This window comes from Ensifer adhaerens (assembly GCF_002940685.1).
GTDB classification, from domain to species: Bacteria; Pseudomonadota; Alphaproteobacteria; order Rhizobiales; family Rhizobiaceae; genus Ensifer; species Ensifer adhaerens_E.
The window spans coordinates 264,453-278,223 of sequence record NZ_PNFP01000004.1; the positions used below are offsets into that span (position 1 = coordinate 264,453).

12 protein-coding genes are annotated in these 13,771 nt (G+C 62.7%); 4 read left to right on the plus strand and 8 right to left on the minus strand.

From position 1 onward, the window contains the following. Positions 1 to 52 precede the first annotated feature (52 nt). From C1A35_RS09850 to C1A35_RS09870, 5 genes are all read right to left on the minus strand, one after another. Positions 53 to 922: a cytochrome c1 gene (locus C1A35_RS09850; protein WP_104664142.1), complete on the minus strand. Its 870-nt coding sequence runs from the start codon at positions 920 to 922 to the stop codon at positions 53 to 55. A 32-nt stretch (positions 923 to 954) separates the two neighbouring features. After that, positions 955 to 2,235 carry a cytochrome b gene (locus C1A35_RS09855; RefSeq protein ID WP_104664143.1) on the minus strand — a complete coding sequence of 427 codons (1,281 nt, stop codon included), beginning with the start codon at positions 2,233 to 2,235 and terminating at the stop codon, positions 955 to 957. A 14-nt stretch (positions 2,236 to 2,249) separates the two neighbouring features. Continuing rightward, complete coding sequence (petA, locus tag C1A35_RS09860) at positions 2,250 to 2,828, minus strand: ubiquinol-cytochrome c reductase iron-sulfur subunit (protein ID WP_034794992.1); 579 nt, start codon at positions 2,826 to 2,828, stop codon at positions 2,250 to 2,252. Positions 2,829 to 3,207: 379 nt separating this feature from the next. Continuing rightward, on the minus strand, positions 3,208 to 5,073 hold the full coding sequence (locus tag C1A35_RS09865) for an ABC transporter ATP-binding protein (RefSeq protein WP_104664144.1): 1,866 nt from the start codon (positions 5,071 to 5,073) through the stop codon (positions 3,208 to 3,210). A 118-nt stretch (positions 5,074 to 5,191) separates the two neighbouring features. Then, a complete protein-coding gene (locus C1A35_RS09870) occupies positions 5,192 to 7,045 on the minus strand; it encodes an ABC transporter ATP-binding protein (protein WP_104664145.1) in 1,854 nt (617 codons plus the stop codon). A gap of 483 nt (positions 7,046 to 7,528) precedes the next feature. Here C1A35_RS09870 and C1A35_RS09875 point away from each other — a divergent pair, with 483 nt between their 5' ends. Then, the gene (locus tag C1A35_RS09875; protein WP_104664146.1) at positions 7,529 to 7,990 is read left to right on the plus strand and encodes a tRNA (cytidine(34)-2'-O)-methyltransferase; all 462 of its coding nucleotides are present in this window, start codon (positions 7,529 to 7,531) and stop codon (positions 7,988 to 7,990) included. 84 nt (positions 7,991 to 8,074) lie between these two features. Here the strand turns inward: C1A35_RS09875 and C1A35_RS09880 are convergent, their stop codons facing one another. Beyond that, positions 8,075 to 8,650 carry an NADPH-dependent FMN reductase gene (locus tag C1A35_RS09880; protein WP_104664147.1) on the minus strand — a complete coding sequence of 192 codons (576 nt, stop codon included), beginning with the start codon at positions 8,648 to 8,650 and terminating at the stop codon, positions 8,075 to 8,077. A gap of 76 nt (positions 8,651 to 8,726) precedes the next feature. Between C1A35_RS09880 and soxR the strand changes: the two genes are divergently transcribed. Then, a complete protein-coding gene (soxR, locus tag C1A35_RS09885) occupies positions 8,727 to 9,197 on the plus strand; it encodes a redox-sensitive transcriptional activator SoxR (protein WP_104664148.1) in 471 nt (156 codons plus the stop codon). A 22-nt stretch (positions 9,198 to 9,219) separates the two neighbouring features. Here the strand turns inward: soxR and C1A35_RS09890 are convergent, their stop codons facing one another. Further along, positions 9,220 to 10,413: an MFS transporter gene (locus tag C1A35_RS09890; protein ID WP_104664149.1), complete on the minus strand. Its 1,194-nt coding sequence runs from the start codon at positions 10,411 to 10,413 to the stop codon at positions 9,220 to 9,222. Between the two features lie 143 nt (positions 10,414 to 10,556). Next, positions 10,557 to 10,817 (minus strand): hypothetical protein, encoded by a 261-nt coding sequence (locus C1A35_RS09895; protein ID WP_060585034.1) that lies wholly within the window; start codon positions 10,815 to 10,817, stop codon positions 10,557 to 10,559. A gap of 210 nt (positions 10,818 to 11,027) precedes the next feature. Here C1A35_RS09895 and hemF point away from each other — a divergent pair, with 210 nt between their 5' ends. Both hemF and C1A35_RS09905 read left to right on the plus strand, forming a co-directional pair. Continuing rightward, a complete protein-coding gene (hemF, locus tag C1A35_RS09900; protein ID WP_104664150.1) occupies positions 11,028 to 11,939 on the plus strand; it encodes an oxygen-dependent coproporphyrinogen oxidase in 912 nt (303 codons plus the stop codon). A gap of 292 nt (positions 11,940 to 12,231) precedes the next feature. Then, a complete protein-coding gene (locus C1A35_RS09905) occupies positions 12,232 to 13,704 on the plus strand; it encodes a hypothetical protein (RefSeq protein WP_104664151.1) in 1,473 nt (490 codons plus the stop codon). The last annotated feature ends 67 nt before the right edge of the window (positions 13,705 to 13,771 follow it).

The window sequence follows — 13,771 nt, forward strand, 5'->3', positions numbered from 1 at the left end:
AACCGGGGCCTTTCGTTGGATCTCAATCAGAGCCAGCGTCGCTGGCGGCCGATCAATGTTCCTTGTTGGCGTAGACTGACTTCTTCGTGAGGTACACGAGGCCGGTGAAGATCAGCAGGAACACCATGACCATGAAGCCGGTGCGCTTGCGATCTTCGAGGTGCGGCTCGGCAGCCCACATCAGGAACGCCGAAACGTCCTTGGCGTACTGGTCGACGGTCTGCGGCGTGCCATCGTCATAGGTGACCTGGTCGGCGGAGATCGGCTGGGCCATCGCCAGAGCGGCAGCGTTTGCGAAGTACGGGTTGTAGTGCGTGCCTTCAGCCACTTCGACGCCCTGCGGCGGGTCCTGGTAACCGGTCAGCAGTGCGTGGATGTAGTCCGGGCCGCCTTCCTGGTAAGGCCAGAACATGTCGAAGATGAACTGCGGGAAGCCGCGTTCGATGCCGCGCGCCTTGGCGATCAGCGAGAAGTCCGGCGGAGCTGCACCGTTGTTCGATGCGGCAGCGGCTTCCTTGTTCGCGTAGGGCGACGGGAAGTGATCCGAGGCGACAGCCTTGCGGGTGAACATCTCGCCGTCGGCGTTCGGGCCGTCCTGGACTTCGTAGTTCGCCGCAAACGCCTTGACCTGCGCGTCCGAGTAGCCGAGGCCTTCCAGAGTGCGGAAGGCCACCAGGTTCATCGAGTGGCAGGCCGAACAGACTTCGGCGTAGACCTTCAGGCCGCGCTGAAGCTGCCCCTTGTCGTAGTGACCGAAGGGACCGGCAAAGCTCCAGTCCTGCTGTTCCGGCTTGTGGATCGGATAGTGGGGCGTACCGCCGCCATGCTCCTCGCCGCCCTTTGCCTCTTCGGCAACAGCCGCACCGAGACCGAGACCAGCGACGACAGCGAGTGACAGAATGCCTGTAACAAGCTTTTTCATTGTTGTGGGTTCCTTATCAATCGCTGTTCTGATCAGGCGCGTACGGCAGCCGGCTGCGCCTTGGCATTCTTCTTTTCCAGGACCGCTTCGGTGATGGAATTCGGAATGCGCTTCGGCGTTTCGATCAGGCCGAGGACCGGCATGATGACGAGGAAGAAGCCGAAGTAGTACAGCGTGCCGATCTGCGACATCACGACATACAGGCCTTCTGCCGGACGCGAGCCGAGCCAGCCGAGCAGGATGGCGTTGGCAACGAAGATCCAGAAGAACAGCTTGTACCACGGACGGTAGACGGCCGAGCGAACCTTGGAGGTGTCGAGCCAGGGCAGGAAGAACAGGATGATGATCGAGCCGAACATCACCAGAACGCCGCCGAGCTTGGAGTCGATCGGGCCGATGTTGAAGGTGATGGCGCGCAGCATCGCGTAGAACGGCAGGTAATACCATTCCGGAACGATGTGAGCAGGCGTCTTCAGCGCGTCAGCCGGAATGTAGTTGTCCGGATGGCCGAGGAAGTTCGGCTGGTAGAAGACGAACCAGGCATAGATGATCAGGAAGACGGAAACGCCGAGCGCATCCTTCAGCGTCGCATAGGGCGTGAAGGGAACGGTGTCGGTCTTGGACTTCACTTCAACGCCGGTCGGGTTGGTCTGGCCGGTGACGTGCAGGGCCCAGATGTGCAGGACGACGACGCCGGCGATCATGAAGGGCAGCAGGTAGTGCAGCGAGAAGAAGCGGTTCAGCGTCGGCTGGTCGACGGCAAAGCCACCGAGCAGGAACTGCTGGATCCACTCGCCCACCAGCGGGAACGCGGTGAAGAAGCCGGTGATGACGGTCGCGCCCCAGAAGGACATCTGACCCCAGGGCAGAACGTAGCCCATGAAGCCGGTCGCCATCATCAGGAGGTAGATGACCACGCCGAGGATCCAGAGGATTTCGCGCGGAGCCTTGTACGAGCCGTAGTAGAGACCGCGGGCGATGTGCAGGTAGACGGCGATGAAGAAGAAGGATGCGCCGTTGGCATGCATGTAGCGCAGCAGCCAGCCGTGATTGACGTCGCGCATGATCTTTTCGACCGAGTTGAAGGCGACGGTCGTTTCAGCGGCGTAGTGCATGGCCAGCACGATACCGGTCAGGATCTGGACGATCAGCATGACCGAGAGCATGGCGCCGAAGGTGTAGGCGTAGTTCAGGTTCCGGGGAACCGGGTAGCTGATGAAGCTATCGTGAACAAGACGCGGCAACGGCAGACGGGAATCAACCCATTTCTCAATGCCAGTCGTCGGCGTGTAGGTTGAATGTTCAGCACTCATTATCAGTAGTCCCCTCAACCGATCTTGATAACTGTGTCGGATACGAACGAGAAGGTCGGCACGTGAAGGTTCTCCGGCGCCGGACCCTTACGGATGCGGCCGGCCGTATCGTAGTGCGAACCGTGGCAGGGACAGAACCAGCCACCGAAATCACCGGCCTGGCCGAGCGGCACGCAACCGAGATGGGTGCAGGAACCGATCATGACGATCCAGTTTTCCTTGCCTTCGCCGGCGGAGCGATCGAGGTCGCTCGCGCTCGCGTCGGCCGGAAGGTTGGCGTTGCGCGCAACCTGGTCCTTCAGCTCGTCGAGCTTGACGGCCTTTGCCTCTTCGACTTCCTTCTCCGTACGGTTGCGGATGAAGATCGGCTTGCCGCGCCATTTCGCCGTCAGTGACATGCCGGGCTGCAGGCTCGAAACGTCAACCTCGATCGAGGCGAGCGCGAGCGTGGATGCATCCGGACGCATCTGGTCGATGAAGGGCCAGGCGACGGCACCAGCGCCGACGACGCCTGCCATTCCGGTAGCCAGATAAAGGAAATCGCGGCGTGTGGGCTCGCCCAAGGCCTCGCTTGAAGTGTCGTGTTCGCTCACGGCTAAACCATCCTCTCACGCAATATTGCGGAAACCGCATCCGCCCCCGGCGAAATTCCTGCCCCTTGCGGTTTGATCCAGGTCAAGGAACCACGCCCTATTCATAGTGCTGATGCTCCGTCGCCCTGCAGTTGCAACGCGACATCGGCACCAGAATCCGGAAAAACTCTGCGCGCACACAGCCCGCAGAATCCCCGTCAATCCGGCGCGTTCTATGCTTGATCGCAAATTATGTCCAGCCTTGACAAGGGGATGTGGGCAGATTGTCGCGGGGAAAAGCGCGGCCAATTGGCACAAGGACTTGACGGCCATCAGTTAGGCGGAATTTGTGCCCGCCAGATGGGCTTGAAGGTGCCCCCGAGGGTGCTCTTGCGGTACCCTACTCCGCCGCCTCTTCCCGGGCGAGAAATCCGCCTGACTGGCGTGACCAGAGCCCGGCGTAGAGACCGCCGCGGGCAACGAGTTCGGCGTGCGTGCCCTCTTCGACGATCCTCCCCTTGTCCATGACGACAAGCCGGTCGAGGGCGGCAATCGTCGACAGCCGGTGCGCGATCGCGAGCACCGTCTTGCCCTGCATCAGGCGGTCGAGATTGGACTGGATCGCCGCTTCCACCTCTGAATCAAGTGCGGAGGTCGCTTCGTCGAGCACCAGGATCGGCGCATCCTTCAGCATCACCCGGGCAATCGCGATGCGCTGCCGTTGGCCGCCCGAAAGCTTGACGCCGCGTTCGCCGACATGGGCGTCGAGCCCCTTGCGGCCACGCTGGTCCTGAAGGTCGACGATGAAGTCATAGGCCTCGGCCTTGCGCGCCGCGGCGATCAGCTGTTCCTCGTCGGCATCCGGCCGGCCGAAGAGGATGTTGTCGCGGATCGAGCGGTGCAGGAGCGAGGTATCCTGGCTGACCATGCCGACCTGCGCCCGCAGCGATTCCTGCCTGACGGCGGCAATGTCCTGGCCGTCGACCAGGATGCGCCCGCTTTCGAGATCGTAGAAGCGCAACAGGAGGTTGACGAGCGTCGACTTGCCGGCGCCGGAGCGACCGACGATACCCACCTTCTCGCCCGGCCGGATCACCAGCGAGAAATCGTCGATGACGCGCTCGCCCTTGCCGTAGTGGAAGCGCACATGTTCGAAGCGGATTTCCGGCTTGCTCACCGCAAGGTCCGTCGCATCGGGCCGGTCGACGAGACCGATCGGCTGCGAGACCAGCTCGGCCGAGTTCTGGATCGTGCCGATGTTGCGCATGATCGAGTTGAACTGGGTCATCATGCGGCCAAGCAGCATGTTGAGCCGAAGCACCAGCGCCAGGGTGAAGGCGACGGCGCCGGAGCTGATCGAACCTGCGAGCCAGAGATGGATCGCATAGACGGCGATCGCCGTGATCATCAGGCCCGAAAGCAGCGCCAGCGAAGCGCGCACCGCCGTCAAGAGCCGCGTGAACGGGATCACCGCACGCTGGAACATGTCGAAGCCGGAGCGGATGTAGCGGTCGTTCTCCTCGTCGCGTCCGAAGAGCTTCAAGGTCTGGATGTTGGAATAGGCGTCGACCATGCGACCGTTCAGCATCGAGGCCATTTCGGCCGTGTCGCGGGCGTGCTTGCGAATGCGCGGAACGAAATAGCGCGCCAGCGACAGGAACACGACGATCCAGAAGGCGACCATCGCCGCCAGGCGCCAATCGAGCTGCGCCACCAGCGCCATGGTGGAGGCTGTGTAGATGACGATGAACCAGACGACCTGCAGCAGCGAGACGATGAGGTCGCTCGTCGCCTGCGCCCCGGACCAGACCTTGGTGACGATCCGCCCGGAAAAGTCGTTCTGGAAGAAGGTCAGGGATTGGCGCGCGACGTGCACATAGGACTGCCAGCGCACCAGGTTGAGAAACCCTGTCGTGATCGATTGCTCCTCGACAAGGGCTGCCAGCGACACCGCCACGAAGCGGAAGAGCAGCACGGTCAGGAGCATGAACAACAGTTCCGGCCCGTTGACCGCGATCAGGCCGTTCCATCCGGCCTCGGGCTTAACGGTGTCGAGCACATCGACAAGCCTGCCGACGAAATAGAAGAGCCCCGCCTCCAGCATGGCGACGAGCCCGCCGAGCACGGCCATCGCAATGAACGGCCCCTTGGCCTGACTGGCATAGAACCAGGCGAAGCCTGAGAGCGATTGCGGCGGCTGCAGGCGCTCGCGCGGTGCGAAAGGCTTGATCCAGTTCTCGAAGAGGCTGACGATGGCGCTGAGCATGGTTCCGATATAGGCGGTTCGGCGGGAACAGCAATCGGTTTCGACACAATTGCAGATTACAAATGCGTAACATCTAAGAGAGCGGCCCGCCGCTCTTGCGAACGGCGGGCCGCTGTTTCTATTCTGCTGCCTCTTCCTTCTCGACATCGTCGGCGATGAAGCCGCCCGACTGGCGCGACCAGAGATCGGCGTAAAGTCCGCCATGGGCGACGAGTTCGGCATGCGAACCCGTTTCCACGATCCGTCCGGCCTCGAGGATCACCAGCCGGTCCATCTCCGTCAGCGTCGACAGGCGATGGGCGATCGCAATCACCGTCTTGCCCGCCATCAGCGCGAACAGGTTCTCCTGGATCGCCTGTTCGACTTCGGAATCGAGCGCCGAGGTCGCCTCGTCGAGGATCAGGATCGGGGCGTCCTTGAGGAAGACGCGGGCGATCGCGATGCGCTGGCGCTGGCCGCCGGACAGCTTGACGCCGCGTTCACCGACCTGGGCATCCAGGCCCTTGCGGCCCTGGTTGTCCTCGAGCCCCTGGATGAACTCCCAGGCATTCGCCTTCTTCGCCGCGGCGATGATCGCCTCGTCGTCCGCTTCCGGGTGTCCGTAGGCGATGTTGTCGCGAATGGAGCGGTGCAAGAGCGAGGTATCCTGCGTCACGACGCCGATCTGCGAACGCAGGCTGTCCTGCGTCACGGCTGCGATGTCCTTGCCGTCGATCCGGATCGCGCCGTCCTCCAGGTCGTAGAAGCGTAAGAGCAGGTTCATCAGCGTCGTCTTGCCGGCGCCGGAGCGACCGACCAGACCGATCTTCTCGCCCGGCTCGATGTTGAGCGAGAGGTGATCGATGACGCCCTTGGCCTTGCCGTAATGGAAGCGGATGTTGTCGAAGGCGATTGCCCCCTTGTCCGCCTTCAGCGCCTTGGCGTCCGGCTCGTCGACGATGTCGTGCGCCTTGGTCATCATTCCGATGCCGTCATAGACCGTGCCGATATTCTCGAACAGCGCCGAGACTTCCCACATGATCCACTGCGACATGCCGTTGATGCGCATGGCAAGACCGACGGCGATCGCGATCGCGCCGACCGAGATGGCGCTCGTCAGCCAGAGGTGGATGCCAAGGGCTGCGATGGCAAAGAGCGCGATGCTGTTGTTGGCATAGACCAGGATATGGAACAGCGTCACCTTGCGCATCTGCCGATGCACGGTGTCGAGGAAGCCGTCCATGCCGTCGCGGGCATAACCTTCCTCGCGGCCGGCATGCGAGAACAGCTTGACCGTGCCGATATTGGTGTAGCTGTCGACGATCCGGCCCGTCATCATCGAACGCGCGTCGGCCTGTTCCTTGGAGATCTTCTGCAGCCGCGGCACGAAATAGCTGACGATGCAGATATAGATCGCCAGCCAGATGGCGAGCGGGATGACGAGCCGCCAGTCGGCGGTCGCGACGACGGCGAGCATGGTGACGAAATAGCTGACGACGTAGACGAAGACGTCGAGGATCTTCATCACCGTCTCGCGCACCGCAAGCGACGTCTGCATCACTTTCGTTGCCACGCGTCCGGCGAACTCGTTGGCAAAGAAGGTCATGCTCTGGCGCAGCAGGTAGCGGTGCATCTGCCAGCGGGCGATCATCGGATAGTTGCCGAGCAGCACCTGGTGCATGATCAGGGAATCGATCGCCACCAGGCCCGGCAGGCCGATGAGAACAAGCGCTCCCATCCAGAAGAGCTTGCCGCCCTCGGCTTCAAGGAACGTCTCGCGGTTGGCGCTCGACAGCCAGTCAACCATGTTGCCGAGGAACTGGAACAGGGCCACCTCGCCGATGGCGATCAGCGCCGTGCAGACCGACATGATGACGAGCCAAGGCACGGCCGGCTTGGAATAATGCCAGCAGAAGCCGAACAGCGTCTTCGGAGGGACCGTCGGCTCCTCCGCGGGATAGGGATTGAGGCGGGATTCAAACCAGCCAAACATTGCATTGCTCCTTCAGAGTATTTTGAAGGAAAGCGGGAATTCGTCCCGCATTCTTATGATGAAAAAGTCAGTCCGGAAATGCTGGCCCGAAAAGGGCTTCGTCTTCCGGAGTCCCGGAAGCGCGTCGATCTCGGTTAAAAGATAGGTCGCGGAACCGGTCAGGCCAAACGGTGGCCCACTACTCCTGGAAGGCGTGTCAACATCGATACAGTCATGTTTGCCTCCGTCGGTTCGCGTTGAAGAGGCTCGATCTCTACCCCTATTCGCGTCGCCATGCCAGATTGTCGCAGACTGTTTCGTGCACATTTTTTCATCGCTCGCGCATCTGTTGCCGTTTCGGCACAGATTAGCGCCGGCAAAATCAGCGGCACGAAATTGAAGGTGGCGCGTCCCTCCGAAGGGTGGATCGCCCCACGGTTCGGTGCGATAGGAGCCGAGACCGCCCTCCGTTCCGTTATCGCCTTCAGGAGCAGCCGCAGCCAAATGAACAACCTGCGCATCGCCCTCTACCAGCCCGACATTCCCGGCAACACCGGCACGATCCTGCGCATGGCCGCCTGCCTCGGGCTTGGCGTCGATGTCATCGAGCCGGCCGGCTTCGACCTTTCGGACCGCAACCTGAAGCGCGCCGGCATGGATTACATCGCGTCGGTGGCGCTCACCCGCCACGTCAACTGGGAGCGCTTCGAAGAATGGCGCGTGGAAAGCGGTCGACGCCTCGTGCTCGCCTCCACCAAGGCTGCCCTGCCCTATACCCGTTATGAGTTCCGTCCCGACGACATCCTGCTCTTCGGACGGGAGAGCGCCGGCGTGCCCGATCATGTGCACGAGCGCGCCGACGGCCGTATCCTCATTCCGATGGCCGAGGGCCAGCGCTCGCTGAATATCGCGATCTCCGCCGCGATGATCGCCGGCGAAGCGATCCGGCAGGTCTGTCCACTCTGACAGCGCAAACATCGCGACCTCCTTGGTTGTTGGCCGTGGCCGGCGTCGCCGAAGGCGAAACCGGCCACTGTGGGCAGTTGGCGTTTACGCCGCTACCTCGTTGTAAGGCGCGCTCTTGCGCGCCTGTTTGAGGACGCGGGCCCACCAGGTCAGCCGGTCCATCATCAAGAACAGCGGCGCGCGCAGTTCCTCGGGCTTGTAGAGATTGCCAGCCGCATCGAACTTCGACCACGCCTTGGCAAGCGAAATGCCATCGCGCAGCGTCACCGTATGCAGTTCCCCGAAAACCTGGCGCAATTGCTCGACGGCGCGAATGCCGCCCGAGGCGCCGCCATAGGAGACGAAGGAAACGGGCTTGGCGTGCCAGGGTTCGTAGACCGAATCGATCAGTTCCTTCAGCGCCGCCGGGTAGCCGTGATTGTATTCGGGCGTGACGATGATGAAGGCATCGGCCTCGGCGATCTTGCGCTCCAGCCATTCGCCGGGATTGACCGCCGCGCCGAGACCACGCGAGGTTCTGAGCCGCGCCGGATCGATAATCGTCAGGGTGAAGGTCTCGGACGCCGAAAGTTCCCGGATCAACCAGTTGGCGACCGTATCGCAGAAGCGACCCTGGCGCGCGCTGCCATAGATTACGGCAAGGGTCATTTTCTCAGTCATGGGGTCAGGCTCCTGTTGTCTCACTCATGGAGCCAATGCTATAAAACCTCAACAATAGTTGAGGTCAATAGGCATCATGACGATCGTGAAGAATAGCGAACTGCGCCGTGAACTGACCGTGGGCGAAGTGGCGGAGCGCAGTGGCGTCGCCGTCTCCACCCTGCACTTCTATGAGACCAAGGGGCTGATCCGCAGCAACCGCACGCGCGGCAACCAGCGGCGCTATCCGCGCAGCGTGCTGAGGCGCGTCGCCGTGATCAAGGTGGCGCAGCGGACCGGCATCCCCCTGTCGGAGATCCAGGACGCTTTGTCGGTTCTGCCGGACGATCGTCCGCTGACGGTCGAGGATTGGGGCAGATTGTCCGAAAACTGGCGCGAGCAACTGAACGAACGCATCACCAGCCTGATGGCCTTGCGCGACCACCTGACGAGCTGCATCGGCTGCGGCTGCCTCTCCCTGCGTGAATGTCCGCTGCGCAACCCGCACGACGTCCTGTCGATGGAAGGCGCCGGCCCGCGGCTGATGGATGAAGACAGCCACCCCTGAAGAGGAGCCGCGACCGAACGAGTTACGAAGGCGTTTCGCTCGGCGGTCGCAGCCGCGCGAGGGCAACCATGCTTGCGAGCGTCCCGAGCGAAAACAGCATCGCTATGGACAGCGCCCACCGATTGCCGACGGCGCCTAACACATAGGAGAAGAACGGCGCCGCGACGGCAAAGGCGAGGTTGAGCGGCAGAGCGAGACGCGCCATGACCGAGGCATAGTCTCCGGCCGAAAAGAACACGAGGGGCATGGTCGCCCGGCTGACGGACATGGCGCCGCTCGACAAGCCATAGAGAAGCAGGAAAAGGACGATCGACCAGTCGCTGCCGTTGCCTGCGATGAGCGCAATCAGTGCCAGTGGCATGATGATCGCGGCGACGAGGCCCGTTGAAAGCCCGTCCCAGCGATTGCCGCCAAGGAAATCGAAGAGGCGCGCCGAAAGCTGCACGACGCCGATCGCCGATCCGAAGCCGACCGCCAGGTGTTCGGGTACGGAGAAGCTGCGAAAGAGATCGATCGCCACCAGTTGGAAACCCCAGGTAACAAAGCCGTTGAGCGCGACGGCGACCGTGATCAGAACTGCGACACGTCCGGGCGGTGCGGCTCGGGCAATCGCGCCGATCTGGTCGGGCCGCACGCCGGCCGTCGCCGTCTTGCCCTGCGATGCCCGCGGCAGCGCGAGCAGATGCAAGGGCGCGCAGACGAACAGCATCGCGCAGCCATAGGCAAACAACGTCAGGCGCCAGCCGAGCAGCGACTGCAGCAGGACCGTTGTTGGCCAGGAGATGCTCGGCGCCAGGGCCATCGCCAGCATCTGTGCTCCGATTGCCCGCCGTGCGCCGGCCCCGGCGATATCGCTCAGAAAGATGTGCGCCGATGTCGTGAGCGTCGCTGACCCTGCAACGCCGAGGATTGCCCAGGCACAAAAGTATGTGACCGCCTCCATGGAAATGGAAAGCAGCCAAAGTCCTGGTGCGGCCAATGTCGAGCCTGCCGCCAGGATCAGTCGCGCACCGTAACGCTCATAGAGCGGCGCCAGGAGCGGTGACACCAGCGCCATCGCCACCAGCATGACGGTCGGACCGAGATAGACGGTCGAGGGGTCGAGCGCGAGGTCTCGCGCCATGTCCGCAGCCGTCACCGAGACGGCCATGAACATGACGCCCCAGGCGACGATCTGGGTGACGGAGAGAACGGCAACGGAGCGAAAGACGGGCATCGGAGGGTCGAGGGGAAAGAGGGGAGCGGCGGCGGTCCCTCCCTTCTAGCCCTGAGGTTGTGACACTGTTGCGACCGCAGGTCGACAGATCGCGGGATTTGCGAAGAGCGACGATACGGCACCGTCGCCGCCGGACCCTATGGTCAGTCGGCAGTCGGCAGTCGGCGCATGGTGAACTCGATCTCGTCGCCCTCGAGCTGGCGCCAGCTTTCCACCTCTGTCCAGTAGGCGGCCTTGGGCCAGGTGTCGAACCATTCCCGGGCTTTCGCGCGGGCGGCACTGCGATCGAGCCGAAAGGTTTCCCGCACGAAAAGGCCATCGCCTCGTGTCGGATTGTCCCGGCGGTGCCGGGCGATCTGCCGCCGCAATCCATCGAGCGGCGGGCCTGCAGGTATTCTCGCCATGGGCTATACCTCTGATCTGTAAGATAGTGAGGCAACCTCGCCTTTGCCAGAGCTTTGTGCGGGTTCGGTTGGGGCGTGCTGCGCCAGCCGCGACAGAGTGGCCGAGGCGCTGGACCGCCGTTGCCATCAGCGCCAAAGTGTGAACTGTGGCGACTTCAATCGAATCGGCGGCATTTCATCGGGATATCCCGCCAACAGGACGTATTTTTCATGGAACGACCGCAGCTACCCCAGGGCCTCCCCGCAGACATCGAAGACAAGAAGGCGGAGGCGCGTGCATGGTTCGAGGGGCTGCGTGACACCATCTGCGCCGCCTTCGAAGCTGTGGAGGACGACCTGACCGGGCCCTTGTCCGACCGCGCCCCCGGCCGCTTCGTTGCCAAGGACTGGAGCCGCGAGGACGGCAAGGGCGGCGGTGGCCGCATGTCGATGATGGAAGGCCGCGTCTTCGAAAAGGTCGGCGTCCACACCTCCACCGTCTATGGCGAGTTTTCGCCCGAATTCCGCAGCCAGATCCCGGGTGCGGCCGAAGATCCGCGCTTCTGGGCGTCCGGCATCTCGTTGATCGCCCACCCGGTCAATCCCAACGTGCCGGCGGTTCACATGAATACCCGCATGGTGGTGACGACCAGCAACTGGTTCGGCGGCGGCGCCGACCTCACCCCCGTGCTCGATCGCCGCCGCGTCATGACGGATCCGGACACGCAGCTCTTCCACCGGGCGATGGAGATCACCTGCGGCCGCCATGCGGTCGCCGATCATGCCAAGTTCAAGAAGTGGTGCGACGACTACTTCTTCCTGCCCCATCGCAACGAACCGCGCGGAACCGGCGGCATCTTCTACGACTGGCTGCATTCGCCGGAAGAGCAAGGCGGCTGGAATGCCGATTTCGCCTTCACCCGCGATGTCGGCAAGGCTTTCGCCATCGTCTATCCGAAGATCGTGCGCACCAACTTCAATACGCCCTGGACCGAGGACGACCGTGACGAACAGCTGGTGCGCCGCGGCCGCTATGTCGAGTTCAACCTGCTCTACGATCGCGGCACCATCTTCGGCCTGAAGACCGGCGGCAATGTCGAGTCCATCCTGTCGTCCCTGCCCCCGGTCGTGCGTTGGCCGTAACGGCGTTTGGGGAAGCACCGGCCAGACCGGCTTTCCTGATCGAGGCTGTCGGCAGATTGGATGCCGGCAGCTGACGTACGCCGCATGTGACTGATCGCGGCAAACGAGCTCGCGTCGACACCTCTGGCAACCGTTTGCCAGGGCGGACATTCACCGCGCCTCTGTTGGCCGCAAGTGTCCTTCACGCGGTCTTCTCGAAAATTCTCTGCAACCTATTGTCCTTTTCCAGAGCCATATACATCTACAGGACGTGCTATCAACAAGCCTTGGCGCGAGCGGGAAGGACGAATGCATGTCGAAGGAGAACGCTGCGCCGGAAAGCAGCCGAAGCCAGGGGCGTTTCAGGCGGTGGCTCAAGCTTTCCGCAATCGTCGTTGCGTCGTTGCTCGTCCTTACGGTTGGCCCCCTTGCCTTCCTGCTGCTTTATCCGGAGCTGAGATCCTACCCCGAACCTCCGGCGAAGCCGGCCGTTTCTAAGCTCGAGAGAAATCTGCAGGACCTTGAACATTTGCGGCATTTCGTCGATTTCGAACGAAGCTTCACGCCGGAAACCGAGGCCGAGTTCAAACGGGCGCTGAGTGCGATGGAACAGCGCGCCGGCGATATGGACCGGGCCGATCTCGCCATGGGCGCTGCAAAGGCAGTGGCGCTGGTAGACAACGGCCATACCAACGTGCTCGGACTTGTCGGTGACCGCAGTTTCAACGCGGTGCCCATTCGTCTCGGCTGGTTTGCCGACGGGCTGTTCGTGATAGCCGCCGCCGAAGACCAGGCTCACCTGCTTGGCGCGCACGTTCTCGGCGCAAACGGCAAGGCGGCGGACGCCCTGCTTGCGGCACTGCGGCCATATGTCGGCGGGCCTGCCAACCTTGCCAGGGAGCTGGCGCCGAACTTCCTCATTTCGCCGGAGCTTCTCCATGCGGCGGGCCTCGCCGAAACGGCAGGAAGCATCCGCTACGACATGCGCCTTGCCGATGGCAGTGCCCTTACGGTCGAGCTCGCAGCGCGTCCCGGCACGCAGGGGCCGTTGAAACACACTTTCTGGCCGGCCCGTGACCTGAGCCCGATCGCCCAGGCTGACCAGCCTGCGGGTTGGCGACATGTGCTTGATGGCGTGGCGCCACCGGCCTATCTCGCCCAGCCCGATCGCAACTATTGGCATTCCTATCCCAGGCCGGACCTGCTCTATGTTCAGATCAACCGCGTCAGGGACGAGGCACCGATTGCTCTATCGCAATACCTTGCCGACGTGCTCGATGAAGCAGCTGAAAAGCACGTTCGCGACGCCGTCGTCGACCTCAGGTTCAACAACGGTGGCAACTATCTGCTTTCCGCGGATTTCGCCCGACGTCTGCCGGAGCTTCTGCCATCGACGGGGCGGTTGTTCGTCCTGACCACCGCCAACACGTTCTCCGCCGGCATCAGCACCGCCGCGTGGCTGAAGTATTATGGCGGTGCGCGGGTGACAATCGTCGGCGAGAACATCGGCGATCGCATGCAGTTCTGGGCCGAAGGCGGCGCTGCCATGCTCCCGCATTCCAAGCTTGCGGTCCAATACACCACCGGATTTCACGACTGGGAACATGGCTGCAGCCTGTCGAAGATCACGACGTGCTTTATCCTGAATTACCTCTATGACGTGCCGGCCGGCAGCCTCGAACCTGATATTGTTGCCCAGCCGACCTTTGCGGACTACCTGGCGGGCAAGGATCGGGTTATGTCGATCGTCTTGGAAGCGCTCGCGACCGGTCGCCCCTCCAGCTGAAGTCGCCGTGGTATCCGGTGGCCGAGCGTTGCCCGAGCACTCGTGCGAGCGACGCCCTGTGGCCAGG

What these genes read in the sequence shown, in the direction of transcription:
- C1A35_RS09850 (WP_104664142.1), bottom strand. Translation starts at nt 922, where the DNA reads ATGAAAAAGCTTGTTACAGGCATTCTGTCACTCGCTGTCGTCGCTGGT.
- C1A35_RS09855 (WP_104664143.1), bottom strand. Translation starts at nt 2,235, where the DNA reads ATGAGTGCTGAACATTCAACCTACACGCCGACGACTGGCATTGAGAAA.
- hemF (WP_104664150.1), top strand. Translation starts at nt 11,028, where the DNA reads ATGGAACGACCGCAGCTACCCCAGGGCCTCCCCGCAGACATCGAAGAC.
- C1A35_RS09880 (WP_104664147.1), bottom strand. Translation starts at nt 8,650, where the DNA reads ATGACTGAGAAAATGACCCTTGCCGTAATCTATGGCAGCGCGCGCCAG.
- C1A35_RS09875 (WP_104664146.1), top strand. Translation starts at nt 7,529, where the DNA reads ATGAACAACCTGCGCATCGCCCTCTACCAGCCCGACATTCCCGGCAAC.
- soxR (WP_104664148.1), top strand. Translation starts at nt 8,727, where the DNA reads ATGACGATCGTGAAGAATAGCGAACTGCGCCGTGAACTGACCGTGGGC.
- C1A35_RS09865 (WP_104664144.1), bottom strand. Translation starts at nt 5,073, where the DNA reads ATGCTCAGCGCCATCGTCAGCCTCTTCGAGAACTGGATCAAGCCTTTC.
- C1A35_RS09890 (WP_104664149.1), bottom strand. Translation starts at nt 10,413, where the DNA reads ATGCCCGTCTTTCGCTCCGTTGCCGTTCTCTCCGTCACCCAGATCGTC.
- C1A35_RS09895 (WP_060585034.1), bottom strand. Translation starts at nt 10,817, where the DNA reads ATGGCGAGAATACCTGCAGGCCCGCCGCTCGATGGATTGCGGCGGCAG.
- C1A35_RS09870 (WP_104664145.1), bottom strand. Translation starts at nt 7,045, where the DNA reads ATGTTTGGCTGGTTTGAATCCCGCCTCAATCCCTATCCCGCGGAGGAG.
- C1A35_RS09905 (WP_104664151.1), top strand. Translation starts at nt 12,232, where the DNA reads ATGTCGAAGGAGAACGCTGCGCCGGAAAGCAGCCGAAGCCAGGGGCGT.